This window comes from Bombilactobacillus sp. ESL1202, assembly GCF_058107125.1.
Window position 1 is genome coordinate 1,244,214 of the sequence record NZ_CM176590.1, and the last position, 25,463, is coordinate 1,269,676.

At 36.7% G+C, this 25,463-nt stretch carries 21 protein-coding genes; 11 read left to right on the top strand and 10 right to left on the bottom strand.

Going from position 1 to position 25,463, the window contains the following annotated elements; translation table 11 throughout:
- The first annotated feature begins 9 nt into the window (after positions 1 to 9).
- The 4 genes from menD to AC3B7A_RS05540 all read left to right on the top strand — a co-directional run bounded on the left by menD (position 10) and on the right by AC3B7A_RS05540 (position 4,876).
- Positions 10 to 1,737, top strand: coding sequence for a 2-succinyl-5-enolpyruvyl-6-hydroxy-3-cyclohexene-1-carboxylic-acid synthase (gene menD, locus AC3B7A_RS05525; protein WP_489755137.1), 1,728 nt, complete (start codon positions 10 to 12; stop codon positions 1,735 to 1,737).
- On the top strand, positions 1,727 to 2,536 hold the full coding sequence (gene menH / locus AC3B7A_RS05530) for a 2-succinyl-6-hydroxy-2,4-cyclohexadiene-1-carboxylate synthase (protein WP_489755138.1): 810 nt from the start codon (positions 1,727 to 1,729) through the stop codon (positions 2,534 to 2,536). The genes menD and menH overlap by 11 nt, the downstream gene beginning before the upstream one ends.
- A complete protein-coding gene (menC, locus tag AC3B7A_RS05535; RefSeq protein WP_489755139.1) occupies positions 2,526 to 3,632 on the top strand; it encodes an o-succinylbenzoate synthase in 1,107 nt (368 codons plus the stop codon). Before menH ends, menC begins: the two co-directional genes overlap by 11 nt.
- A gap of 77 nt (positions 3,633 to 3,709) precedes the next feature.
- Positions 3,710 to 4,876, top strand: coding sequence for an MDR family MFS transporter (locus tag AC3B7A_RS05540; RefSeq protein WP_489755140.1), 1,167 nt, complete (start codon positions 3,710 to 3,712; stop codon positions 4,874 to 4,876).
- A 49-nt stretch (positions 4,877 to 4,925) separates the two neighbouring features.
- Here AC3B7A_RS05540 and AC3B7A_RS05545 read toward each other — a convergent pair whose 3' ends face one another.
- From AC3B7A_RS05545 to AC3B7A_RS05580, 8 genes are all read right to left on the bottom strand, one after another.
- Positions 4,926 to 5,870: an ABC transporter ATP-binding protein gene (locus tag AC3B7A_RS05545; protein ID WP_489755141.1), complete on the bottom strand. Its 945-nt coding sequence runs from the start codon at positions 5,868 to 5,870 to the stop codon at positions 4,926 to 4,928.
- The gene (locus AC3B7A_RS05550; RefSeq protein WP_489755142.1) at positions 5,870 to 6,946 is read right to left on the bottom strand and encodes an ABC transporter ATP-binding protein; all 1,077 of its coding nucleotides are present in this window, start codon (positions 6,944 to 6,946) and stop codon (positions 5,870 to 5,872) included. The genes AC3B7A_RS05545 and AC3B7A_RS05550 overlap by 1 nt, the downstream gene beginning before the upstream one ends.
- A gap of 13 nt (positions 6,947 to 6,959) precedes the next feature.
- Complete coding sequence (locus AC3B7A_RS05555; protein WP_489755143.1) at positions 6,960 to 7,979, bottom strand: ABC transporter permease; 1,020 nt, start codon at positions 7,977 to 7,979, stop codon at positions 6,960 to 6,962.
- The gene (gene opp3b / locus AC3B7A_RS05560) at positions 7,979 to 8,914 is read right to left on the bottom strand and encodes an oligopeptide ABC transporter permease (RefSeq protein WP_489755144.1); all 936 of its coding nucleotides are present in this window, start codon (positions 8,912 to 8,914) and stop codon (positions 7,979 to 7,981) included. Before opp3b ends, AC3B7A_RS05555 begins: the two co-directional genes overlap by 1 nt.
- 72 nt (positions 8,915 to 8,986) lie before the next feature.
- A complete protein-coding gene (locus tag AC3B7A_RS05565) occupies positions 8,987 to 10,630 on the bottom strand; it encodes a peptide ABC transporter substrate-binding protein (RefSeq protein WP_489755145.1) in 1,644 nt (547 codons plus the stop codon).
- 228 nt (positions 10,631 to 10,858) lie between these two features.
- On the bottom strand, positions 10,859 to 12,502 hold the full coding sequence (locus tag AC3B7A_RS05570; RefSeq protein WP_489755146.1) for a peptide ABC transporter substrate-binding protein: 1,644 nt from the start codon (positions 12,500 to 12,502) through the stop codon (positions 10,859 to 10,861).
- Positions 12,503 to 12,797: 295 nt separating this feature from the next.
- The gene (gene hflX, locus AC3B7A_RS05575) at positions 12,798 to 14,081 is read right to left on the bottom strand and encodes a GTPase HflX (protein WP_489755147.1); all 1,284 of its coding nucleotides are present in this window, start codon (positions 14,079 to 14,081) and stop codon (positions 12,798 to 12,800) included.
- Between the two features lie 371 nt (positions 14,082 to 14,452).
- Positions 14,453 to 15,838 (bottom strand): APC family permease, encoded by a 1,386-nt coding sequence (locus AC3B7A_RS05580; protein ID WP_489756554.1) that lies wholly within the window; start codon positions 15,836 to 15,838, stop codon positions 14,453 to 14,455.
- 199 nt (positions 15,839 to 16,037) lie between these two features.
- Here AC3B7A_RS05580 and AC3B7A_RS05585 point away from each other — a divergent pair, with 199 nt between their 5' ends.
- The 7 genes from AC3B7A_RS05585 to AC3B7A_RS05615 all read left to right on the top strand — a co-directional run bounded on the left by AC3B7A_RS05585 (position 16,038) and on the right by AC3B7A_RS05615 (position 23,153).
- Positions 16,038 to 16,790 carry an ABC transporter ATP-binding protein gene (locus AC3B7A_RS05585; RefSeq protein ID WP_489755148.1) on the top strand — a complete coding sequence of 251 codons (753 nt, stop codon included), beginning with the start codon at positions 16,038 to 16,040 and terminating at the stop codon, positions 16,788 to 16,790.
- Between the two features lie 67 nt (positions 16,791 to 16,857).
- Positions 16,858 to 18,654 carry an FtsX-like permease family protein gene (locus AC3B7A_RS05590; protein ID WP_489755149.1) on the top strand — a complete coding sequence of 599 codons (1,797 nt, stop codon included), beginning with the start codon at positions 16,858 to 16,860 and terminating at the stop codon, positions 18,652 to 18,654.
- A gap of 354 nt (positions 18,655 to 19,008) precedes the next feature.
- Positions 19,009 to 20,196, top strand: coding sequence for an MFS transporter (locus tag AC3B7A_RS05595; protein WP_489755150.1), 1,188 nt, complete (start codon positions 19,009 to 19,011; stop codon positions 20,194 to 20,196).
- A gap of 86 nt (positions 20,197 to 20,282) precedes the next feature.
- Positions 20,283 to 21,020, top strand: coding sequence for an amino acid ABC transporter ATP-binding protein (locus AC3B7A_RS05600; RefSeq protein WP_489755151.1), 738 nt, complete (start codon positions 20,283 to 20,285; stop codon positions 21,018 to 21,020).
- 12 nt (positions 21,021 to 21,032) lie between these two features.
- Positions 21,033 to 21,848: a transporter substrate-binding domain-containing protein gene (locus AC3B7A_RS05605; RefSeq protein WP_489755152.1), complete on the top strand. Its 816-nt coding sequence runs from the start codon at positions 21,033 to 21,035 to the stop codon at positions 21,846 to 21,848.
- A complete protein-coding gene (locus AC3B7A_RS05610; RefSeq protein WP_489755153.1) occupies positions 21,845 to 22,483 on the top strand; it encodes an amino acid ABC transporter permease in 639 nt (212 codons plus the stop codon). Before AC3B7A_RS05605 ends, AC3B7A_RS05610 begins: the two co-directional genes overlap by 4 nt.
- Before the next feature lie 13 nt (positions 22,484 to 22,496).
- On the top strand, positions 22,497 to 23,153 hold the full coding sequence (locus AC3B7A_RS05615; RefSeq protein WP_489755154.1) for an amino acid ABC transporter permease: 657 nt from the start codon (positions 22,497 to 22,499) through the stop codon (positions 23,151 to 23,153).
- Between the two features lie 126 nt (positions 23,154 to 23,279).
- Here AC3B7A_RS05615 and AC3B7A_RS05620 read toward each other — a convergent pair whose 3' ends face one another.
- A complete protein-coding gene (locus AC3B7A_RS05620) occupies positions 23,280 to 23,978 on the bottom strand; it encodes a histidine phosphatase family protein (RefSeq protein ID WP_489755155.1) in 699 nt (232 codons plus the stop codon).
- Between the two features lie 167 nt (positions 23,979 to 24,145).
- Entirely contained in the window at positions 24,146 to 25,051 is a 906-nt protein-coding gene (locus AC3B7A_RS05625) for a proline-specific peptidase family protein (protein WP_489755156.1), read from the bottom strand.
- Positions 25,052 to 25,463: the final 412 nt, after the last annotated feature.

Consider the following 25,463-nt stretch of genomic DNA (forward strand, 5'->3'; position numbering starts at 1 on the left):
GACTAGAAAATGATCCATGGTGAAAGTTATTTAATAACGCAGTTAACCCCATTTTTAGAAACTTTTTTACAGGAAGGAATCAATGATATTGTTTTATCACCTGGTTCGCGGTCAACGCCAGTAGCCATTTTATTAGGTAAATTAGCGGATTTAAAACAAGTCAAATTACATGTTGACGTTGATGAGCGTTCGGCAGCCTTTTTGGGCTTAGGGATTGCTAAAACTAGTCAAAAACCAGTCTTATTAGTTTGTACTTCGGGCACGGCAGCGGCCAATTATTATCCGGCAATTTGTGAAGCTTTCGCTAGTAATGTGCCGTTAATTGTTTTAACAACTGACCGTCCTCTTGAATTACAACAAGTTGGCGCACCACAAACATTACAACAAGATAATTTTTATGGACAACAAGTTAAAGCTTACTATCAGTTACCAACGCCCCAAGCAACTTTACCAGCCTCCGCACAGCAGTATCTATTATATGTAGCCCAAAAAGCGGTTCAAGCGGCTTTACAATTTCCGCAAGGGCCAGTGCATTTAAACTTACCATTACGAAAACCCTTATTGCCAGAAACTTCGTCTTTTCAACCACCAACCAAAGTCACAGTTACTCAACAACTAGTGGGAACAATTGCTAATCCAGACTTGGTGTTACAACTACAGGAATTATTAAATCAACCACATGGCTTAATTATTGCAGGACCAATGTCAGCTAATCAACAAGAACAACAAGCCATTTTAGATTTTGCACAACAAGTTAAATGGCCGATTTTAGCTGATCCTTTAAGCTCACTCCGCGGTCAGCCGGGAGTATTAACGTGTGGCGATTGGTTATGGCAAACAACGGATTTAGCGGCTTTAAATTTGCAACCGCAGGTGATTTTACGCTTGGGTGCAACACCAGTTTCGGCCGCTGTTACGCGTTTTTTGGCAACTACTTCGGCCAAAATTGTGTATTTAGATGCTAATCGTGCACAACTAGATCATACTTTAAAAACCACGATTGCTATAGCTTTAAAGCCGACGCAAATTTTACCACAATTAACTTTAACAATGACTGATCAAACGTGGTTAGCTCAGTGGCAACAGTTGGAACAACAAATTAATCAAGCAATAAAAGGCGTCATTACCCACCAAAAACAACTCACCGAACCACAAGTGGCTTGGACTTTGGGGCAGTGTTTACCGGCTAATTCGGCATTATTTGTCAGCAACTCAATGCCAATTCGTGAAATTGATGATTACTTTAAGCCGGTAACGTCCCAGTTAGTTTTAGCCAATCGGGGAGCTAATGGCATTGATGGTATTAACTCAACTGCCCTTGGCATGGCTAGCCAATATCCAGGGTGTTCTTATCTATACGTGGGAGATTTAGCTTTTTTCCATGATTTAACTGGTTTAATGGTCGCTAACCAAGAAAATTTACAATTAACTGTCATTATTCAGAATAATCATGGTGGTGGTATTTTTTCATTTTTACCGCAGGCGCAAGAACCCACCCAGTTTGAAAAAGTTTTCGGAACGCCGCTAGATTACCAAATAGCTGATGTAGCGCATTTATATCAGGCTAATTATTATTGTGTAACTAATCAAGCAGAATTGAAACAATTATTAAGTCAAGGACAAAAAGGTCTGACACTAATTGAGGTTCAAACTAATCGACAACAATTGACTGGTTTTGATGAACAAATTAAGCAAACTATTATGCAATTATGGAAGTCACAAAATAATGAAAATTAAACTTAATCAACAAACTTTTTATCTGCAAAAACAAGGTACTGGACAGCCACAGTGGGTCTTTTTTCATGGTTTTATGGGCAGTGGTCAAGATTTTGCCGAGATTGGTGCCGCTTTACCCGGAACTAGTTGGTATCTGGATTTGTTAGGTCATGGTCAGTCCAGTAAAAGTAGTAGTTCTAGTGCTTATCAAATGGCCCAACAAATAAAAACGTTGGAATTATTATTACAACAATTGCTGGGTGAGACGCCGGTTAATTTAGTTGGTTATTCAATGGGGGGACGTTTAGCACTCGGTTTTAGTTTGAAATATCCAAAACGCGTTAAACAATTAATTCTAGAAAGTAGCACTGCTGGGTTGCAGACCGTTGTTCAACGCCAACAGCGGCAACAACATGATGCCCATTTGGCCAATAAATTGCAAACACAGCCGTTGGTCAACTTTGTTGATGACTGGCAACAATTGCCGCTATTTGCCTCACAAATGACTTTAAAGCCAGCTATCCAAGCTAAAATTCGTCAACAACGGCTGAAGCAAGATCCTTTAGCATTAGCTGCTAGTTTATTAGGAATGGGAACTGGTTCAATGCCGAATTATTGGCCGCAATTAAAGCAATTGAATTTACCCGTGACCTTAATTGCGGGTAATCAAGATGCTAAATTTCGTCATTTGACTTATCAAATGGCGCAATGCTTGCCATGGGTTCAACGTTATGTGGTCGCTCATGCGGGGCATAATGTTCATTTAGAACAACCACGAATTTATCAAATGATTTTACGGAGTTTAATTAATGAAACTTAAAGAACTGAAGTTGTTACCAATTTCATTGACGTTAAAACAACCTTTTGCTTCAGCACATGAAACAATGCGCCACCGACCAGTAACTTTAATTGCTTTAGAAGATGATCAAGGAAATTTTGGTTATGGCGAGTTAGATGCTTTTTTGACGCCATTTTATACAGCAGAAACGCAAGTGATGGCGCAATCCATCATCAAAAAGTTTTTGTGGCCCTTGATTAAAAACGTAGAATTTACGACACCACAGCAATTATGGCAACAAATGCAGGCAGTTAAAGCCAATCATTTAGCTAAGGCAGCCATTGACGTGGCTGTTTGGGATTTGGTGGCTCAAAGGCAACGATTAAGTTTAGCGGCTTTATTAGCACAAATTAGTGGTATCAAAACTAGAAAGCAAGTACCGGTGGGCATTAGCCTGGGCTTACAAGATTTAGCGGCAACAAGAACGGCGGTCAAAACAGCGCTTACTCAAGGTTACACGCGGATTAAGATTAAAGTTCAGGGTAATCAAGATTTAAAGCGAATTTATCAATTGCGTCAAGAATTGCCGGATTTTAACTTAACGTTAGATGCCAATGGGAGTTTAAAAATGACGCCAGATTTAGCGGCTAAAATTGATGAATTACAACTCGGCTTTATTGAAGATCCTTTTAGTGATAACCAGTTAGAAATGAGTCGTCAGCTACAACAACAAATGCAAACGCCGCTGTGTTTTGATGAACCTATTACAACGGTAGCGCAGGCCTTAAATTCTTTAAAATTACAACAATGTCAAGTTATTAGTATGAAATTAGCAGTACTCGGCGGAATTAGTCCGGTTTTGCAATTAATTAAAGCGCAGCAACAACAATTTTTTCCGTTATGGTGTGGCGGTTTATTGGAAGGAGGCTTAGGCCGAGCTGTTAATCTAGCAGTTGCTAGTTTAACTAATTTCAAAATTCCAGGAGACTTATCGGCTAATAGTCGCTATTATGGGCAAGATTACACGACAGCTTTAACTTTTGAACAAGGGCGGATGTTGGTGCCAACTAAAAGTGGTATTGGCGTGGAAATCTTACCGCAATATCAACAACTTTTGCGGCAACAACCAGCATTGTAATCTGCAAAAATTAGGAAAACAAGACACTTGGTTGTCAGCAGTTCGGTACTTAACGCCGATAAATACAGGAGGAACAGATGAAACGATCAACCACTATTGATTTAAAGTGGCTTTTGTTAGGCAATTTAATTACTAGTATTGCCATGAGCTTTATTTGGCCGCTAAATACCATTTATATGCATGAAACTTTACATCAAAGTTTATTTACAGCAGCAGTGGTTCTCTGCTTGAATCAATTAGCTACCATGTTGGGAAATTATTTAGGTGGGCACTTATTTGATCATTGGGATCCTTATTATACGATGTTAATTGGTGTTAGTTTAAATATTCTGGCCTTAAGTGGGCTCATTATTTGGCATGGTTGGCCCAGTTACGCTATTTTAATTACTTTAGTTGGCTTTGCTAATGGAATTAATGCAACTTGTGAAAATTCGTTAGCTATGCATGTGACTAATCGTCCCTCGAGCTATGTTTTTAATGCAACGTATTTTACACTCAATTTAGGAATTGTTATTGGCACGGCAATTGTTGGCTATATCTTACCATTAGGCATTCAGGTGGTTTTTTTAGCAGCAGTTATTATTCAAGTTTTCTTTTGGCTGGTAGTTTATCGTTTTTATCGGATTCAAATTAAACAACCAGCAACTACTACTAAATCTCAGCGTACCAAACGACCACAGGGCTATGAGCTGGGAATTTTAGGGGCCTTAATAACAGTTTTATGTGCGTGGTTAGTATATACACAGTGGCAAAGTAATCTATCAACATTTATGGTGGCTCAAGGTTACCAAGTCAAGGATTACAGTTTATTATGGACCTTTAATGCTATTGTAATTGTCATTTGTCAGCCGATCGTGACCCATTTTGATCACTTTTTAATGCAACATTTAAGGGCACGTTTGAATGTAGGATTAATCTTATTTATCATTTCGTTTGGCTTTTTATTAGGCAATCATCAGTATCTGGGATATTTTCTAGCGATGGGAATACTGACGTTAGGTGAAATCTTATTGTATCCCGGCATTTCGAGTTGGGTGGCAGCAAAGACCCCCGCACAAATGAGTGGTTACTTTCAAGGACAGGTACAAATGTTCACCGCGGCTGGTAAAGCTTTAGGTCCTATTTTTGGGGCAGTGGTGATTGGTAGTTTGACTTATCATTGGTTATTTGTTTTATGTATTGTAGTTTTAGTGGTAGCCGTACTTTGTTTTAACATTATTGTGCCGCGGTTATTTAAAAAATAAGACCACAAAAAAAGTGAGGCTAAATCAGTCTCACTTTTTTTGTAATCAATTATTGGTTTTCGGCTAACTGTTGGTAATCAGCCACTTCTGCTTCAGTACAAAAGACTGAATGTCCAGGAGTAATTTCACGTAATTTACGATCATTATTAGTACTATCTTCAATTGATGCATCATAAGGAATCCGAGTACGTTGTCGTTCAATCTCTGGATCAGGTGTGGGTACCGCTGATAATAAACTCTTAGTATAAGGGTGAAGTGGGTGATTATAAACTTCTTCAGCATCACCCATTTCCATCAATCGTCCTTGATGCATCACAGCAATGCGGTCACTAATATATTTAACCATTGATAAATCATGCGCAATAAAAAGATAGGTTAGATTGTTTTTACGTTGAATATCTTTCATCAAATTAACAACTTGCGCTTGAATAGAAACGTCTAAGGCAGAAATAGGTTCATCAGCAATGATAAATTGCGGATCAACAGCTAAAGCCCGAGCAATACCAATTCTTTGGCGCTGCCCACCAGAAAATTCATGCGGATAACGGGTGGCATGATCGGGATTCAAACCAACGATCTTTAATAAGTCATTAACTCTTTGATCACGTTCTTGGTCATTTTTTACTAGATGATGAATGTCCAAGCCCTCAGCAATAATGTCTTTAACTTTCATGCGGGGATCTAAAGAAGCGTAGGGATCTTGGAAAATCATTTGCATTTCCCGTCGGAAATTGAGCATTTCCGAGCTGTGATTTTTGATTTTACTTACATCTTGGCCGTCAAATAAAATTTTACCTGCAGTGGGATTATATAAGCGAATAATGCTACGCCCAGTTGTACTTTTACCGGAGCCAGATTCACCGACTAAGCCAAAAGTTTCGCCTTCATAAATATCAAAACTAATATCATCAACAGCGCGCACTTCATTCGGTTTACCGGGACTAAAGTATTGCTTTAAATGTTGAACTTGAACAATTTTTTTCTTATCGCTCATTAATTAGTGCCTCCTTGAATCGGATCAATGACTTGCCCTTTATTTAATAAACGATCGTATTCTTCAGCACGCTTTTGAATAGCAACTGGAGGTTGTACTTTAGGAGCATCAGGATGTAGTAACCAAGTTGCGGCGTAGTGAGTATCACTAACTTTGAAAAATGGTGGCTGAGCTTCCATATCAATTTTCATAGCGTAAGGATTACGGGGCGCAAAGGCGTCACCTTTGGGTGGATCTAGTAAGTCAGGTGGTGTACCAGGGATCGAAGATAATTTAGAACCCTTAGTATCCAGTGTAGGCATGGAACTTAGCAATCCCCAGGTGTATGGATGCTGTGGATGATAAAAAATTTCATCAACAGTACCGTATTCGATGATTTTACCAGCATACATTACGGCTACTCGATCAGCAATTCCGGCAACAACTCCCAAGTCGTGGGTAATAAAAATAATTGACGTTTCCAATTTTTCTTGTAATTCGCGCATGAGATCAATGATCTGAGCTTGTACGGTTACGTCTAATGCGGTTGTTGGTTCATCAGCAATTAAAATTTCGGGATAATTAACGATCGCAATCGCAATCACAATTCTTTGTCGTTGTCCGCCAGAAAATTGGTGTGGGTAATCTTTCATTCGCTCTTTAGCATTGGGGATACCAACTAATTCTAAAACTTCTTGAGCGCGTTTAAGCGCTTTTTCCTTCGAAATTTTGCTATGAATACGCAATGGTTCAGCAACTTGCTTACCAATGGGCATCGTTGGATCAAGTGAAGTCATCGGGTCTTGGAAAATCATTGAAATGTCATTACCACGATGGTGATCCATTTGTTTTTCGGATTCTTTGAGTAAGTCTTGACCCTTAAAAAGAATTTCACCATTCGTAATTTGCGCATTAGAAGCTAATAGCCCCATAATACTGCGTGTGGTAACAGATTTACCAGAACCGGATTCACCAACAATTGCTAAAGTTTCACCTTTGCGTAAGGTAAAGCTGACATCACGGATTGCTTTGACTGTACCGGCGAAGGTTTTAAAATCAATTTGTAAATTTTTAACTTCTAAAATATTATTAGCCATTATGTCAACCTCCTTATTCTGATTTAGGATCAAACGCATCGCGCAATCCATCAGCAAACAAATTAAAAGCAATCATTAAAATACAGAGAACTAGAGCGGGATACCACATTTGATAAGGTAAGAACCTAAAGGCCTTTTGACCATCAGATAATAAAGTTCCCAAAGAAGCATTTGGTGCAGGAATACCAATTCCGATAAAGCTTAAGAAAGCTTCAAAGAAAATCGCATTTGGAATGGAGAACATAGTCTGAATAATAATAGTTGAAGACAAGTTAGGAATTAAATGTTTCATGGAAATTTTAAATGGTGATTCACCTAACGTCAAAGAAGCTAAGATATATTCTTCTTCTTTTAATTGTAGGGTTTGCGCTCGAATTAATCGCGCCATCGTGACCCAACTACTAAAGGCAATGGCAATAATAATTGAGGAAAGTCCCGGTTTTAAAACGAGTAATAACAAAATAACAATAATTAAGTTTGGTACAGAAGAAATAATTTCAATAATGCGTTGTAAAACTAAATCGACTGTACCGCCTTTCCAACCAGAGATAATACCATAGGGTAGCCCGATCAATAAATCAACTAAGGTAGCAACGACGGCAATGATTAATGACAAACGAGTTCCGTAAAGAATTCGGGAAAATAAATCACGTCCTAGATAGTCAGTTCCTAAAATGTAAGTGCGGTTTTTGGGAACATTGTTAGTTTCATAAGGATTGGTTTTAATGCCCGCAGCATTTTTAATTTCGCCCCGAAAGCCTGGAATATTAGTGTTCGCAATCCGTGGTGGTAAATTAGCATAATCAGGATTTTGTGCATTGGGATCACGTGGTGACAAAATCGGAGCACAAAAGGCAACAACGGCTATCAAAACTAAAAGGATAAACGAAACGACAGCCACTTTATCCTTTCTTAAACGACGAACAGCATCTTGGAAGAAAGTTAATGAAGGTGCACTAATTTTTTCCTGATTTTTAGATTGGTCACTACTGATTTTTTCAAAACTATCAGCTGTGATTTTGAGATCAGCCATTAGTTAGCCCCCTTATTGTTTGTTAGCCGAATTCTTGGATCAATAATACTGTATAAAATATCGGTAATTAGTAACATGACCATAAACATGATGGAATAGAAAATGGTTAATCCCATAATAGTTGGATAATCATTCGTCATAATGGACTTGACAAATTGTTCACCAATTCCAGGGATTGAGAAAATGTTTTCTACAACTAAAGAGCCGGTTAAGATATTAGCAGTCAACGGTCCTAAAATAGTAATAACGGGGATTAAAGAGTTCCGCAGTGTATGTTTAACAACCGTTTGCCAACGAGTATTACCCTTAGCTTTGGAAAGCTCAATATAGTCACTATTTAAAACATCCACCATTTCGGTTCGCATAAACCGCGCAGTTTGCGCCAAAGGTGAAACTGCTAAAGCTAAGGATGGTAAAATACTAGATTGCCAGCCAGTCCATAAAGCGATGGGTAATAAATGCCATTTGAAGGCAATAAAGAATTGCAATAAAACACCTAACACAAAACTAGGGATTGAAATACCAACAATGGAAACAAAAGTTGCTAAACTGTCAATCCAGTTATTTTTGTTAATAGCAGCAATGGCACCTAATAAAATACCGAGCAGAGAACCGATAATCATTGCTTGAGCACCAATTAACATGGAAGGCTGTAAACGGGTCATTATTAAAGATAAAACTGGTTGATTATTAAACTGGAACGAAGTTCCAAAATCACCATGTAGTAAGTTACCTAAATAAATGACGTATTGTTGCCAAAGAGGTTTATCTAGTCCGTATTGCTGATTCATGATTCTTAATTGTGCAGCGGAGAGCTTGTCTTGATTAGAAAAAGGAGTTCCCGGCATCAATTTCATCATGAAGAAGGTAACACTGGCAACGATAAATAGTGTTAAAAGCATGTAGCCAAGGCGCTTGAGAATATATTTGGTCATGTAACCAACTCCTTTATAAAATAAAAACAGAGTTCCAGCACTACCTGCAACTCCGTTTTCATTAGTTAATCATTATTTTTTATGAACACGAAGTGAAACTGTATCGTAATTTCCTGATGGACCATAATTGAGGTTTTGAATGTTAGTTCTTGTCATATGCGCCTCGCCCATCTGATACATCGGAATAACACCTTGTTCTTTATTTAAAACATCTTGAGCTTCCTTCATATCTTTCCAACGAGCATTTGGATCATTGGCATCATCAGTTAAGCTCTTATTAACAAGATTGTCATATTCACTATTACTCCAATTACCGTTGTTGTTGCTTGCACCGGTAGTGAAGAGGGTCAAGAAGTTAGACGGATCAGGATAGTCGGCACTCCAAGCAGTAACTACTAAATCAAAATCACCATTTGTTGAACGAGTTAGACGACTCTTGAACGGAACATTGTTCAACGTTACTTTAACGCCGGATAATTTCTCTAATTGATTTTGTAAGAATTCACCTTGTTTCTTAGAGCCATCAGTATCATCGCCTAAGAGTGTCCAGTTAAATTTCTTACCCGTATTACCAGTTTCAGCTAAACCTTGTTTCCAAAGTTGCTTAGCTTTAGTGGGGTTGTATTCAGCCGTTTTAGCACTTTGCTTGGTTTCACTAACAAAATCTTGTGCTTTGTCAGCAGGATCATAGGACATATTAGATGGTGTGGTGGATAAACTTTGCACACTACCGTCGCCTAAAATCTTGCTTGTCAATTGCTTACGGTCAATCGACATAGCCAAAGCTTGACGAATCTTTTGGTTCTTAAAGATTGGATCCTTCTTTTGATTCATCTGCACATAGAAAGTGGAATTCATCTTCTTAATGTTGAAACCTTTAGAGTTCTTCATTTGCTTAGCAGTGTCGCCACTTAAAATAGCATCATCAAGTTTGTTAGATTGGTAAAGATTGAGCGCAGTTGAAGCGTCTTTGACAACTTGGAATTGTAATTTTTTGACTTTGACACGTTTAGCATCCCAATAACCATTATTCTTAACTTCGTTCCAAGTATTATCTGGGCCATTCCATTTCTTCAAAGTATAAGGACCATTAAAGACCAAAGTCTTGGAATTAGTGCCGTATTTCTTACCCCATTTGTTAACAACTTTCTTATTTTGAGGGAAGAAAGTTGCAGATGTCATTAACTCATCAAAATAAGGAATGGGTTTATCTAAGGTGACTTGTAAAGTGTGCTTATCTAAGGCTTTGACTCCAAGAGAACTAACTGGTTTTTTACCATCAGTAATTTCTTTAGCGTTGGCAATTCCTTCATAAATGTAAGCATATTGTGATTTAGTTTTCGGATTAACCGTTCTTTGCCAAGCAAAGACAAAATCATTAGCCGTCACGGGGTCACCATTAGACCACTTAGCATTTTTTCTTAATGGGAAAGTGTAAGTCAAACCATTGTTAGTTGGTTTAACAACCTTAGTAGCAATAGCTGGTTTAACATCTTTGCCATGATAACGATACAAACCATCCATTGTATCTGTTAGGGCTTGCGCACCGATGACATCAGTATTCATGGAAGAATCCATGGTGGCAATCACATCTTTACGCATGATTCGCACAGTATCGGTCGATGATGCTGATTTTGATGAACTACCACAACCGGCGAGCACACCCATACTGACGAGTGCTGTTGTGCTGGCAACTAACACTTGTTTTAACTTCATAAGAACCTCTCCTCATTCATAAGCATTTAGTTAAGTTTACAATGTTTAAGATTAAAAGTAAACTGATAATCTTAAAAAATGCTCATTCATAAGCTTTTGTGAGATTTAGTCCCAAATTAGTTTTAGACAATTTAGCTAAAAAAAGATATCTGAAAATAAAAAATATTTTCTGGATATCTTTTTTTATGATTTTTATTATTTAATGAAGGTAATAATTCTTTTAAAAAATTATTTTAATTTCAAAGTTAAAATATCGCATTGACCCGCTGGATCATACTTAACACTTTTAATGCGCGAATTAGTTAAATGAGCATCACCTTTTTGATACATCGGAATAACACCTTGCTGTTCATCTAAAATACTTTGCGCTTTCGTCATATCTTGCCAACGTAAGTTAGCATTATTAGCATCGGCATTTAAACTTTTGTCGACTAAAGCATCATATTGACTATTACTCCAGTAGCCATCGTTGTTGCTAGCTCCGGTTGTAAAGAGCGTTAAGAAGTTAATTGGATCCGGATAATCGGCACTCCAGCCCGTCGTTACGAGGTCGAAATCACCATCATCAGTCCGGTTAAGACGACTCTTGAAAGGAACATTACTGAGATTAATTTTCACACCAGGTAATTTTTCTAACTGATTCTGTAATAATTCACTTTGTTTTTTCGAAGTATCCGTATCATCACCCAATAACGTCCAAGTAAATTTTTTCTGTTCCTGACCAGTTTCTTTAAGACCTTCTTGCCAGAGTTTTTTCGCTAATTGCGGTTGATATTTGGCATAACTTTGCTTTTGGTTTTGTCTGGCTGCTTTGATAAAGTCTTGCTTTTTATCTTGAGGGTTATACGCCATGTGTGCTGGCGTCACTGACGAGGTTGGAAAACTACCATCACCTAAAACTTGTTTGGTTAATTGTTGACGGTCAATTGATAAAGCTAAAGCTTGCCGGATTTTTGGATTTTTAAAAATTGGATCCTTTTTTTGGTTCATTTGAATATAAAAAGTAGCATTTAATTTAACAATATTATAACTTTTAGACTTTTTCATTTGCTTGGCAATATCGCCACTAATGACAACGTCATCTAATTTTTTGGATTGATAAAGATTTAAGGCCGTAGATGGATCTTTGACTACTTGGTATTGAATTTTTTTCACTTTAACTTTATCAGCATTCCAATATTTCGGATTTTTAACTTCGTTCCAGGTAGTATCTGGACTGTTCCAATTAACTAATTTATACGGTCCATTGAAGACGATGGTTTTGGAACTAGTGCCGTATTTTTTGCCCCATTTATCATTGTTCTTTTTATTTTGTGGGAAAAAAGCGTGCGTCGTCATCAATTGATTAAAATAAGGAACAGGTTTAGCTAAATTCACTTGGAAAGTATGATCATTAATTGCTTTAACTCCCATTGTTGCGACTGCTTTTTTACCAGCTGAGATGTCTTTAGCATTTACAATGTTTTCAAAAGCGTATGCATACTGGGACTTAGTTTTGGGATCAACTGTTCTTTGCCAGGCATAGACAAAGTCTTGGGCAGTTACTGGTTGTCCGTTAGACCATTTGGCATTTTTTCTAATCGGAAAAGTATAAGTTAAACCATTATTAGTTGGTTTGACAATTTTACTAGCCATACCGGGCTCTAGAGCTTTACCACGGTAACGGTATAAACCTTCCATGGTGTTGTTTTGATTTTGCGAGCCAATAACGTCGGTGTTTAAGGAAGGATCCATGGTGGCAATTACGTCTTTAGCCATGAACTTAACGGAACTGGAATTAGCAGCGTTGTTGTTGCTGGACTGGCAGCCAGTGGTTAAAGAACCAGTCACTAAGAGTGCGCCACTAATTAAGAAGAGTTGGTTGAATTTCATTCGATAAATCACTCCTGACCAAAATATTTCCCCTAGTTTACCTAGTTTGGTATAAAAAGTAAATAGTAATATTAAAAATAAATTATATTTAGTGATTGTAAATTAATTAAATATAAGTTTTTCGCCAGTTGGACACCAAAATATAATTAAAAAATCTTGCTGATTAGTTAATATAAATATGATGATTGGAGCTTTCTTAATAACTAGCGGTACTTGTCATTGATCAATCATTAGTTAAACAAAATAAAAAGCAATTAACTTAGTTTTAATTTTAGTTAATTGCCTTTTTTAACATTTATGTTAGTGGAGCTGGTTTTTGTTGCTCAGAAATTGCAAATGGTTGTAAGGTCTTAAGTTGATGCGTGGACACTAAAAGGTAATAATAGGTTCCCGTGGCCGTGAAATATTTTTGTTTAATGGTTAAATTATTTTGAATGTAATTGTCTAAACGACCTTGATTATAAGGAATTAACACGGTGATTTTATGGTAATGCTTAGTTAAATTTTGTTCAATTAAATCAATTAACTGGCTGATGCTGTCTGGCTTTTTCGCACTGTAATAAATACTATTACCATCAATTTGGGTGTGTACTCGCTCTTTTTCAAGGTCAATTTTATTATAAGCATAAATTATGGGCTTATTTTCAATGCCGATTTCGTGGAGTGTTTGATTAGTTATTTGGCGCATTTGTTCATGATGTTCATCGGCATAATCAAGAACTTGAATCAGTAAATCGGCATCTTGAGCTTGGGTGAGAGTGGACTTGAAAGCTTCAATTAATTTATGCGGTAACTTACTGACAAAGCCGACGGTGTCTGAGAGTAAGAAATTAGTTTGCCGCGGTACTTGAATTTTGCGAACAGCCGTATCTAAAGTAGCAAACAATTGATTTTTGGCAACCACATGTTTGGCGGCTTTATAGTTAGTAAGATCTAAGATGGCGTTCAAAGTAGTTGATTTACCGGCATTGGTATAACCAACTAAGGCAACTTTTGGTAAGGCAGAATTATTTTGCCGCTGACCTTGAGTTTTTAAAGCAGTTTGGATATGTTGTAATTCATGTTTTAATTGAGAAATTTGTTGCTTAATAGTACGGCGATTTAATTCCAATTGACTTTCACCAGTACCCCGGTTGGCTACACCGCCTCCACGTTGTTGGTCTAAAGGGTTACCCGAAGGATGGATGCGGGGTAATTGATATTGTAACTGAGCAATCTTAACTTGCAGTTGTGCTTGGCGACTATGAGCTTGCCGATTAAAAATTTGTAAAATTAATTCTGTCCGATCTAAAAAATTCAAGTGGGTCATTTTTTCTAAATTTCGTAATTGCGCTGGTGTTAGTTCGTCATTAACGATAATCAAGTGGACGTCATAGTATTGGGCTAGTTGTTTTAATTCTTGCACCTTGCCTTGACCAAAATAAGTTTGCTGATTAATTTGTGCAAGGTTTTGGGTAAAAGTAGTCGCAACTTGAAAATTGGCAGCGAGGGCTAACTGGTTCAATTCGTCCATTGAACCAAAAAAGTCTGCTTGGAGATGGCTGACACCACTAATAATTACTGAAGTTAAATGATTCATAATGTTTTCTCCTATCCATAATTGCCTTTGTCTTAATTTTAGTATCGTAAAATTCAAATTCTTGAACTAACCTTAATGGAATTGATTGTTGGATTTTGTATTCTATTTTAGCTAATTGTGTATGTTAAGGATAGTTTTTGGTTAGAATAGTGAGCTTAGTTGACAGGCAAAAACACCAAAAATAACAGTTTTCAATAAGTAGCAGCATTTTATGAAAGATAATCATTGCTTGTTAATAAGTAATAAAAAGAGCCCTAGTATAAAAAGTATTGTATTAATTTCCAAAATTAGGTTCGGCTTTGGAAACTAATATTACTTTTAGTTCGGACTCTTTGGCGGTTATCGGATTTTTAAAAATTTTAGTTTCAATGTTAACTTAACTCTTTTTGTCGTTGATGACGAGCAATCATTGGCAAAATCGCACCAATGGCTAACATGACTAGCGGTTCAATAATATTTAAAGCTAAAACATGATAGAAAGTGGTAGTGCCTGGTTTTTCATCTACTGGCCAAATGCCTAAGGTGGCAAAACTAAAGGTGATAGCAAAACACCAAATGCCCACAGCGACAGCTAGTTTATTATTTTTAATGAAGACAAAGTCGGAAGGGTATTTTTTGTCATGTAAGCGTACCAATATAAAGGAAGAAAAGAGAAAACAAGTTGTATATGGCGAAACAATACCATTTAAATTTAATAATTGATTAAAAATGGAATTCATATTCGGCAACGTTGCGCTGGCTACCATAATAAAGGTACAAATGCCCGTTGTTAGCCAGTAACCGTTAATTGGTAACCCCCGATTATCTAGTTTAGTTAAATTTTTGGGTAGATATTTTTTGGCGGTATCAGATAGGAACATTCTAGTTCCAGCGTCCAATAAGACGGCTAATTGAGCCATCATATAAATTGCCTGGGTAATCGCAAACGCATATAAAAAGAATTTTCCTAGACCAAATTCGGCACCCATTTTTTGAAAAGCATAATAAGAACCGTTCATCTTTAAGTCATTTGGTAAATGATGGGCATTAAAGAAGATTCCTAATGCAAAAGATCCGAGAACTGTTAAAAAGCCAGTCATAATTGCCAACATCCACATTGCCTTGGGAAAGTCTCGCTTGCCATCTTTCATTTCTGTGACGTAAGGAGCAGCGAATTCACTCCCGTTCATGGCGAAAATAATTAGTGCAAAAGAACCTAAGTATTTCATATCAACGTGGGGCATAAATGATTTCCAAGTAAAAGGTTGCGTATGGGGCGCGCCACCATGCCCCAGATAAATAAAGGTCATAATGACATATAAAACCGTCATCACAAACATGGCGCCACCACCGATGATACTAAAGAATTGTAGTGAATTTTTAAAGCGGTGTTCTAAAAAGATAAACGCAGTGAAGATGACCGCTGTTAATAAAGCAAACATCGCATTACTCATTTTATCGGATAACGAGTTGTTACCAAAGATCAACCAGCCAAAAGAAATGACCATTGAATTAGCAACATCGACAATATAGGGTAAACCTGAGACCCAGTAAGTCCAAGCACAAATATAGCCCCATAAATCGCCACTAGTATGGCGCACCCAAGAACTCATCCCGCCACCATCATGACTAAAGACCGAACCTAAGTGCCCGACAATCATTTCATAAGGTACAACAAAAACAAATAACATTAAAATCCAAGTTGTAACTACGGCTAAACCTTGGTTTTGAAAATTATAAATAATATCATCAAACCCAATGACTGTGACGAAGTCCATGAGGGCGACCACAGGCCAGCTGATGAATTTTTTACGATCGGGATCTAAATCTTCAAGCAATGTTTTATCCTCCTCCAGATTAATTCAAAAACGTAAATAGTATACGCCAAAAAAAGTTTGACGAAAATATATAATTTGATGTACAATGCTATTCATCATATAATATAGTTTGTTAAAAAATATTATTGTGGAGGTTACGATGAGTTTAGTTGTTGAATTGCAAAATGTGCAAAAAGTTTACGGTAAGAAAAAAGCGGTTCAGACCTCGGTGCTCAAAAATATTAATTTAAATGTTGCTCAAGGTGAATTTGTGGGGATTATGGGTGCTTCTGGTTCAGGAAAAACAACGTTACTGAATACAATGTCAACGCTTGATCAACCCACTGGTGGAATCGTCAAAATTAATGGACAAGACGTAACTCAATTAAAAGGCAATCAGTTATCTGATTTTCGTGCTCAAGAAATTGGCTTTATTTTTCAAGAATTTAATTTACTAGATAATTTGACGGCTTTTGAAAATATTGCCTTGCCGCTTTCCTTGCAACAAGAAAAGCCTAACTTGATTAAAGCCAAGGTTCAAGCAGTAGCGGATAAATTGGGCTTGAATCAGTATTTAAAGCATTACCCGGCTCAATTATCTGGGGGACAAAAGCAACGAGTTTCGGCAGCACGAGCTTTAATTAATGATCCAGCAATTGTTTTGGGTGATGAACCTACTGGAGCACTAGATTCCAAAAGTGCGCGGGCTTTATTGGATACGTTGACGAAACTCAATCAAGAGGATCAAACTTCAATTCTCATGGTGACCCATGATCCTTTTTCGGCGAGTTTTTGTCAACGAATTTTATTTATTCGTGATGGGCAGATTGGTTTAGAATTGCGCCGCAAACAGACGAGCCGCAGTGATTTTTACCAACAAATTTTAAATAATTTAGGAACATTTATCGAATAAAATAAGCTGCGCCCAGAAACGTCTTAATTTGATTGTTTCAACCACAGAGTAAAAGAGGAGAACTAAAATGATAAACAAGTTAGCCTTAACCGGTTTAAAACGGCGTTTTAAAGATTATGCAGTTTTATTTTCCGGTTTGTTAATTGCGGCGGCAATTTTTTACATGTTTCAAGCTTTGGCACTTAATCAAAAATTTTTAAAAACTAATTCACCAATTGCAGTAACGCCAATTGTTTTTCAACTAGGGACAGTTTTATTGATTATTATTACTTTTGTTTATGTACTGTATGCCAATAATTTTTTAATGAGTATGCGGCAAAAAGAGTACGGAATGTTTTTAATGCTGGGGGCTCGCCCCAAGATAATTCGCCGCTTAGTTATCCGCGAAACTTTAACCATTGGTTTGATTAGTTTGGTGAGTGGCATGATTGTGGGGCTCGGGTTGACGCGCTTTGTGGCACAGGCTCTAAGTCATAAATTACAAACTTCAGTGACGGGTTTTCACGCGTTTTATTGGCCAGCTATTTGCTCGACCGTGATTGTTTTAGGTTTAATTTTTATTTTAGCAGCAACTAAAAATAGTTGGCAGGTTAGTCATTTACCGCTATTACAATTACTCAAAGAAAAAAGTCCGCAAACAGCTAAAAAAATTGGTTTTGGTCCAGGACAAGTTTTGGGTTCTATTTTAGGCTTAGGTTTATTATTGGTTGGTTACTGGTGTCTGACTTTAATCACAAAATTACAGTTATTAGCACTGGCAATTAGTCTGGTGACTATCAGTTGGGGAACTTATTTATTAATTAATACGCTGTTTCGCTTGCTTTTAGGAATTTTACAGAAAAGTCAATTTGCCTTAAAAAAGCTGCACAGCTTTACTTTGGGGCAATTAAATTTTCGGTTGAGCGATTACACTAAAATTTTAGCAGTGGTTTCGCTCTTGTTTTCCTTGGCTTTGGGAGCATTAAGTGTGGGCATGAGTTTTCAAAATAATGTTAAGATGGTAACTGATCACGCGGAATACTATGATGTTGTGGTTAATAACCCGAATGCTCATGAACAACAATTGCTCCAGCAATTAAAACAACCGCAACAAACTTTATATCAATATAAAGTTCAGAATGGCCAAGTTTACTTCGTGCAGCAACAATTGCATCAACAACCTTTTAAATATTTATTGACAACTTCTGGTCAAACTACAGAAGTTTTAACACCAACAGCTCAACAAATGCAGCATTCGACGTCTGAAGTGGGGAGCCATTTGCAACATATGTTGGTTCCTAACGCCTTAGAAAAGCCACTGAAATGGGTGAACGAACAAGAATTTCGCCAAATTAAGGGCTCGACTAATAAGTTGTATTTAATCAAAACAGCTGATTTTTATCAAAATACAAAAGTTATTGGTCAATTAGTTCGTTCACAACAAAGTCATTTTCCGATGCTGAAAGATCAAGGTGCAATGCCTAAATATCTGACCTACCAAATGATTAATGAAATGTATAGTGGCTTAGAATTCATGGGCTTTTTCTTAGGCTTTGCGTTTTTGGCAATGCTGGCTAGTTGTTTAATGTTTAAGGTCTTATCTAGCGCTAACCAAGACACACAACGTTATACGATGTTACAAAAAATTGGGGCACGAACAAAATTATTAAAGACTTCAATTAATCAAGAACTGGGCGTTTTATTTGGAATCCCAGCAATGATGGGAATTGTTAATTTGTTGTTTGGATTACAATTGTTTAAACCGCTGTTAAGTAATCCGTATCAAAATGTTTGGGTGCCAATTTTAATTTTTATCCTATTATATTTAGTTTATTATTTAATAACGATTAGTTTGTATCAAGTAATTGTTTTAAAGCGAAAATAAGCACTTTAACAAGTTAGTAAAAATCAGAAATTGATCTAGAAAATAGCCTTAAGCTGGTCAGACGCTTAAGGCTATTGTTGTGGTTAAGAGAAAAATTGATTATTATTAAATTTTAAAAACTGTGGTTTTAGTATTATGAACTTGATTTGAAAGTAGTTGAGCCAAAGTTGCGTAGAAGTTAAAGCCCAACTTCTGACTTTTGGAGCACTATAAGAAGAAAATTTTTGTCTCAGCCTCTTTCTTTATTATTTCAACTTTGATCAATTGTTCAATGACTTTTGTCACATTCGCGATAGTCATTTCTAATTTTATGTGATGGTTTGACTTTTTTTAAATAGCTAGGAGATAACAATCATGAGAATCAGACGCTATTTATTAGCGCTTAGTTTATATTTTAATTATTTAATTCATGGCATGGGAGTTTTAATCGTAGCTCAAAACGCCACACAATTGGCGCTTCATTGGCAAACAAATTTAGCAGGCATTGCTGAAGTTGTTGCTAGTATTGGCGTAGGACGCTTATTGACACAATTGATTGCCGGGCGGTTATCAGACTATTTAGGCCGCCAAAAAATCATTGTAATGGGAATGTTTGGTTACATGTTATTTTTTGGCGGTTTAATGATTAGTTCAAAATTAGCGGGGGCACTACTTACTGGTTTGATGGGCGGAGCAGCCAATGCTTTTTTAGATGCGGGTACTTATCCAGAATTAATAGAATTGTTTCCGGCTAAAGCCAGCAGTGCTAATGTTTTAATTAAAGCGTTCATGTCGTTAGGACAGTTTAGCCTGCCCTTAATCATTAGTTGGTTGATGGCCAATCATTATTGGTTTTTTTGGAGTGTTTTGAGTTGTTTGCTGGGTTTAATTCTTAATATGTTACTGTTTATTTTTATTAGTTATCCAACTACTAAAAGTAATCATCATCAAATCACAACACCTAAAAATTTACTTGCACGTCCTGGTTTGTCATTAATAGGAGGTCTTTTCGTTAGTTACGGTTTTTTAGCGCAAGCAACATTCTATATTTTTAGTCAGTGGCTCAGTCAATTTGGACAGAAAGTGCTACAGCTTAATTTTACCCGAGCACAAAGTTTAATTAGTTATTACAGTGCAGGCTCTTTATTGGGCGTTTTAATAACTGTTTGGTTAACGCATCAAGGAATTAAGACGTTGAAATTGTTACTTTGGAATACGTTAGGTTCACTAATTTCGTTAATAATTTTTTCGATTTGGCCATCGCCATGGCTGTGTACTTTATTGGCATTAGTGATTGGTTTTACAGCAGCAGGCGGGGTCATGCAATTAGGTTTAACGTTATTATTAGAATTTTTCCCGCAGCAAAAAGGCTGGCTAACAGGACTTTATAATACAGCAGGCGCTTTAGCAACGGTTAGTCTGCCACTAGTCACCGGATTTTTGACACAGAATATTAGAGCTATTTTTCTTTTAAATACGATTATTGCGGCTCTGGGATTTTTAGTGATTTTAGCCATTGCTTACCAGATTAAATTAAAAAAAATTAACCATAAGAAAGATTAATTTTAATTTTGCTAGTGATAGAGTATAATCATAAAAATGGCTTTTTGAATGAAGCTATGGTAATAAATGTTGAAAGAGGCGATAACATGTCAATGATTGAATTTCATAATGTTCAAAAATATTACGGACAATTTCACGCATTGCACGATATTAATTTGGAGATTGATCAAGGAGAGACAGTGGTTTTAATTGGCCCGTCTGGTTCTGGCAAGAGTACGTTAGCTCGAACAGTTAATGGCTTAGAATCAATTCAAGAAGGGCAGTTGATTGTCAATAATCACGATCTTTCTGCGGATAAAACAAATTTAAATATTTTACGGCGGGACGTGGGCATGGTTTTTCAGCATTTTAATCTGTACGCTAATAAGACGGTTTTAGAGAATATAATGTTGGCTCCCCGCATTGTTAGTCATTTACCAGAAGAAGATAACAAAAAACAAGCGATGAAATTATTAGAAATGGTTGGTTTAGAAACTAAGGCGCAAAATATGCCCAGTCAAATTTCTGGCGGTCAAAAACAACGGGTAGCGATTGCGCGTTCCTTAGCAATGCGTCCTAAGTTGCTACTTTTTGATGAACCGACTTCTGCGCTTGATCCCGAAATGATTGATGATGTTTTGCAAGTTATTAAGAAAATTACTTCGGATAGTGACATGACTTCCTTGATTGTGACCCACGAGATGGGCTTTGCTAAAGAGGTAGCTAATCGCGTTATTTTTATGGATGCTGGACAAATTGTTGAAGATGATGACTCCCAGACATTCTTTAAACAACCGAAAACCCAACGTGCTCAACAATTTTTGAGCAAGATTATTACTCATTAGGAGGAACCACTGATGAAAAATAAATTTTGGTTACTCCCCATATTATTAAGTTTCATATTAATTGGTGGTTGCAACAAAACGGTTGCAGACCGATCGGTTTTAAACAATGCGCGCCAATCAAAGACGATTACCTGGGGTGTTAAAGGTGATGTTAAATTATTTGGCTTGATTGATGTCCGCGATGGTCAGGAAAAAGGGTTCGATGTTGATATGGCCAAACACATTACTAAACATTTGTTAGGTCAAAAAGGCAAAGCCAAGTTTGTCACAGTAACTTCGCAATCCCGAGTGCCGTTACTCAAAAATGGTAATATTGATGCTGTTATTGCAACCATGTCTATCACCCCCGAACGTAAAAAAATTATTGGTTTTTCTCATTCTTATTTTAATGCCGGCCAATCATTATTAGTGCCCAAAGACTCTGCCATTAAAAATGCTCACGATTTAAATGGCAAAACAGTCATTGGCGTGGTTGGGGCTAATTCAGTTGCCAATATTAAGGCTGTTTCTCCTAAAGCTAAAGTTGTTGAACTTCAAGATTATGCTCAGGCAATGAATGCTTTGAAATCTCATCAAGGTGATGCTTTAACAACGGATAATGGCATTTTATATGGTTTAGCGGTTGAAAATCCGGGTTTTGAAGTTCGCGGTGGGACTTTTACGAAAGAACCTTATGGTGTTGCCGTTAATAAAGGTCAAGCATCTTTTGCTAAAGCTGTTGATCGCGCGGTTGTTCAAATGCAACGTGATGGTGAGTACAATCAATTAATCAGAAAGTGGTTTGGTGATGTGCCGGGATTTAATTATAAGGAGTTGTATCGACAATGATTAATATTTTTACTAATTTTGGTAGTCAACTACTTACCGGCTTTGGCTGGACAGTCTTATCAAGTATTTTAGCGCTATTTTTCAGCTTAATAATCGGAACTTTATTTGCCATTATGGAGGTTTTGCCCAATAAAACTGTGCGTTTGATTGGTAAAATTTATGTAGAAATTTTTCGAAATATTCCACTCTTAGTTATCACGATGTTTTTTTATTTAGTAATTCCCATGTACATTGTTAAAATCAATGGTTTTACGGCCGGAACAATTGGTTTAACCCTTTATACGTCCGCATTTATTGCAGAAACAATTCGTTCGGGGATTCAATCAGTAGACAACGGGCAAATGGAAGGCGCGCGTTCGGTGGGAATGACTTATTGGCAAGCGATGCGCTATATTATTTTGCCGCAAGCCGTCAAAATTGTGATTCCGCCATTGGGCAATCAATTTGTTAATTTAGTCAAAAATTCTTCAGTTTTAGCTTTTGTAGCAGGGTTTGATCTCATGTATCAAGCTAATTCAATTGCTTCGACAACTTTTGATACCATTAATAGTTACTTAGTGGTAGGTATGTTGTATTTAATAATAACCTTACCATTAAGTTATTATATGCAACACTTAGAAAAGAAATTAGCTTAGGAGGTGACCGGTAATGCAAACTTGGGTACAAGCTTTTTCGTGGTTAAATCTACGTTTTTTATTGATGGGCTTATGGGTGACGATTTATATTTCGGTCATTTCTGTGGTTTTAAGTTTTATCTTTGGTTCCATTTTGGGCATTATTCGTTATTCAAAAATTAGGTATGTATCAGCAATTGTGGGTTTTATAATTGATATTATTCGTAATCTGCCGTTACTATTAATTATTTTCTTTACTTACTTTGGCTTACCTAATTTTGGCTTCAAACCCGATACTATTCCTGCAGCAATTATTGCGATGACGTTGTTTGAATCAACAATGATTGCCGAAATTGTACGTTCGGGATTAAATGCGGTTGATATTGGACAAATGGAGGGCGCGCGTTCGGTTGGGATGAACTTTATTCAAGCCTTGTGGCACATTATTTTACCACAGGCTTACAAAAAAATGATTCCGGCAATGATTAGTCAATTTGTTTCTTTGATTAAGGATACTTCATTAGCCACGATTATCGTGGTTCCAGAAATGATGCAACATGCGCAAGTGATTTATGGGCAAAATGCTAATTACATCTTGCCAATGTTTGCAGCACTAGCAGTTTTATACTTTATCGTTTGTTTCAGCTTATCATTATTAGGTAATCATATTGATAAACGGATGGCTAGTTAAGCGATAATTGAGACAAAAAAGAATGTTCAAGAACTTACCCTAAAGTTAGTAGTAGGTTTTTCAAACATTCTTTTTTTGTTTAAGTAAAAAGTCTTAATTTCTTGCTAATCCTAATTGATAGTTGAGTTAAATTTCAGTTTGATCAGTGGTATCAGGTAAAATACTATTAGCTAATAAATCCTGATTGTAATCGGTCACTGTATTTTGACCATCTTCGCGAATTAAAGTAGTTAAGCTGGCATTAGCTGGCCCTTGATTAACTTTGAAAGAACCATCACCATATTTTTGGGCTAGTGAACGAATAGTAGTGCCATGACTAACTAATAAAACTTTGGCCCCGTCAAAAGCTAATTGATCTAAATCACCGAAGCCAGCATCTAATCTGTGCCAGTACTCTTCAGCATTTTCTGCATCATGAAAAGGATCAGCCATTTTCATCCAGTCTTTAGTTTGATCTAAACCCACTTTTTGACTAGCCTCATTAAAGTTAGTATATCCGTGAGGAGATAAGACCATGTGCCAAGCTTCGTCAGAATTCATGCCTTCAAAGTAACCGTAAAATTCTTCACGAAAGCGAGGCGCCTTTTGCGGAAATAATTGTTCATGTTGAACATTAGCACTCACGATAATCCGACAAGTATCAATGGCTCGTCTGGCATCTGAAGAAATTGCTAAATCAAACGGAATGTCTTTTAATTGTTGGGCAGCCTGCTCAGCCACCGCAGTTCCTTCAGGGGTTAACGGACTGTCTGACCAACCTTGCATTTTGTTATAGTTATTAAACCAGGTACGGCCGTGACGGATTAAATAAATTGTATATTTCATAACCACTACCTCCTGTCAATTATTGTACTCGTTTTATGGATAAATAGTTAATTTGTTTAAAGACTGATATTTTTATTTAAATCAGTCGAAAAATTTTAAAGAAAGGCTCTGAATTCATTTGGACAAAAAAGAGCCAGTTAATTCAGAGCCTTCGTGGTTATACTTAATTAATCGTTAAAATTGCCGCTTTCGACATCTTTGATGAATTGTTTTAAATGATCAAAGTAAACGGGCGCATTGTCAATCATATGATGATGTCCACCATTAGGTGTAGTTACTAAACGGGCATGCGGAATTTTTTCTTGCATGATTTTAGCAGAGGAGATTGGCATTGTTTCGTGTTCACCAAAGGTCAGCAAGGTTGGAACTTGAATTTCGTGGAGATGTTCCCGAAAATGCCATTGGCTCAATTTACCAGTCACAACAAATTCATTATCACCTTGAAAAACATTATAAACGTCTGTCGCCATGGTTGATACCAAATGTTGAATGGCTTCAGGTTGTTTACGATCTACGTATTCAGCATTTAAAATATCAACGTAACTTTGATAAGTTGGATCATCAAGTTTATTTTCCTGCTCAATTTTTTCCATATAAGCGACTTTATCAGCACCTAAGCAATCAAGACGGCACTGGTTAATGTGCTTCACATAATCATCAATTTCGTCAACCATACTGGAGATGATAGCTCCTTTTAAGTGTTGACCATATTTAGCAGCATACATTTGAACTAATAAACCGCCCCAAGATTGGCCAATTAAATAGAAGTTATCTAAGCCGAGCTTTTGGCGAACTTCTTCAACTTCACTTAAATAATAATCATAAGTTAAATATTTTTCGGCAATTTTGGGATCGCTGTAATCTGGTTGATCAGAATAAAATGAACCTAATTGATCGTACATAGTAACTTCGACACCTAAATCAGCTAGTTCATCACCAAAGTTTTCCCAGTATTCATGGGTACCACCAGGTCCACCATGCAAGCAAAGTAATTTGATATCACCTTGACCAACGGTGCGGGTCCATAGATGATAGCCGTTATCTAAGGTTAAAATATGTGTACCTTGTTTCATAAACTCACTCTTTTCTTGATATAATTTACTCTATCATAGCAAACTTTAATGATGGTAAACAAGCTGGTTTTAAAACCTGAATAAGCACCAAAGTTTTAATCAAAATTAAGTTTTGAAACAGACCACTAAGAATAGTTAATAAAAAGTTGTGATAGTCATTAACATAATTGAACTTTCAAGAAATGTGCTGGTAGTTTATTAAATGTTACAGTTTTAAAAAAATTATGGCTTTGATTAGATAAGCCATAGTTAAATTTTTAAGAAAGTGGGAACAAGTAGTTTATTTAAATTATCTGGGGTAGAGGTATTGATTATTTTTTTGTATCCTTAAGGATTTATAGCGATAGAAAAACGTCAAATGTTGATCCAGTTTTAAATTTTTAGCAATTTTAGAAAATTTTGGGCTGGATTT

What these genes read in the sequence shown, in the direction of transcription:
- AC3B7A_RS05570 (WP_489755146.1), bottom strand. Translation starts at nt 12,502, where the DNA reads ATGAAATTCAACCAACTCTTCTTAATTAGTGGCGCACTCTTAGTGACT.
- AC3B7A_RS05615 (WP_489755154.1), top strand. Translation starts at nt 22,497, where the DNA reads ATGCAAACTTGGGTACAAGCTTTTTCGTGGTTAAATCTACGTTTTTTA.
- AC3B7A_RS05540 (WP_489755140.1), top strand. Translation starts at nt 3,710, where the DNA reads ATGAAACGATCAACCACTATTGATTTAAAGTGGCTTTTGTTAGGCAAT.
- AC3B7A_RS05620 (WP_489755155.1), bottom strand. Translation starts at nt 23,978, where the DNA reads ATGAAATATACAATTTATTTAATCCGTCACGGCCGTACCTGGTTTAAT.
- menD (WP_489755137.1), top strand. Translation starts at nt 10, where the DNA reads ATGATCCATGGTGAAAGTTATTTAATAACGCAGTTAACCCCATTTTTA.
- AC3B7A_RS05585 (WP_489755148.1), top strand. Translation starts at nt 16,038, where the DNA reads ATGAGTTTAGTTGTTGAATTGCAAAATGTGCAAAAAGTTTACGGTAAG.
- menC (WP_489755139.1), top strand. Translation starts at nt 2,526, where the DNA reads ATGAAACTTAAAGAACTGAAGTTGTTACCAATTTCATTGACGTTAAAA.
- AC3B7A_RS05590 (WP_489755149.1), top strand. Translation starts at nt 16,858, where the DNA reads ATGATAAACAAGTTAGCCTTAACCGGTTTAAAACGGCGTTTTAAAGAT.
- AC3B7A_RS05555 (WP_489755143.1), bottom strand. Translation starts at nt 7,979, where the DNA reads ATGGCTGATCTCAAAATCACAGCTGATAGTTTTGAAAAAATCAGTAGT.
- AC3B7A_RS05610 (WP_489755153.1), top strand. Translation starts at nt 21,845, where the DNA reads ATGATTAATATTTTTACTAATTTTGGTAGTCAACTACTTACCGGCTTT.
- AC3B7A_RS05605 (WP_489755152.1), top strand. Translation starts at nt 21,033, where the DNA reads ATGAAAAATAAATTTTGGTTACTCCCCATATTATTAAGTTTCATATTA.
- AC3B7A_RS05600 (WP_489755151.1), top strand. Translation starts at nt 20,283, where the DNA reads ATGTCAATGATTGAATTTCATAATGTTCAAAAATATTACGGACAATTT.
- AC3B7A_RS05595 (WP_489755150.1), top strand. Translation starts at nt 19,009, where the DNA reads ATGAGAATCAGACGCTATTTATTAGCGCTTAGTTTATATTTTAATTAT.
- AC3B7A_RS05565 (WP_489755145.1), bottom strand. Translation starts at nt 10,630, where the DNA reads ATGAAGTTAAAACAAGTGTTAGTTGCCAGCACAACAGCACTCGTCAGT.
- hflX (WP_489755147.1), bottom strand. Translation starts at nt 14,081, where the DNA reads ATGAATCATTTAACTTCAGTAATTATTAGTGGTGTCAGCCATCTCCAA.
- AC3B7A_RS05545 (WP_489755141.1), bottom strand. Translation starts at nt 5,870, where the DNA reads ATGAGCGATAAGAAAAAAATTGTTCAAGTTCAACATTTAAAGCAATAC.
- AC3B7A_RS05550 (WP_489755142.1), bottom strand. Translation starts at nt 6,946, where the DNA reads ATGGCTAATAATATTTTAGAAGTTAAAAATTTACAAATTGATTTTAAA.
- AC3B7A_RS05580 (WP_489756554.1), bottom strand. Translation starts at nt 15,838, where the DNA reads ATGGACTTCGTCACAGTCATTGGGTTTGATGATATTATTTATAATTTT.
- AC3B7A_RS05625 (WP_489755156.1), bottom strand. Translation starts at nt 25,051, where the DNA reads ATGAAACAAGGTACACATATTTTAACCTTAGATAACGGCTATCATCTA.
- opp3b (WP_489755144.1), bottom strand. Translation starts at nt 8,914, where the DNA reads ATGACCAAATATATTCTCAAGCGCCTTGGCTACATGCTTTTAACACTA.
- menH (WP_489755138.1), top strand. Translation starts at nt 1,727, where the DNA reads ATGAAAATTAAACTTAATCAACAAACTTTTTATCTGCAAAAACAAGGT.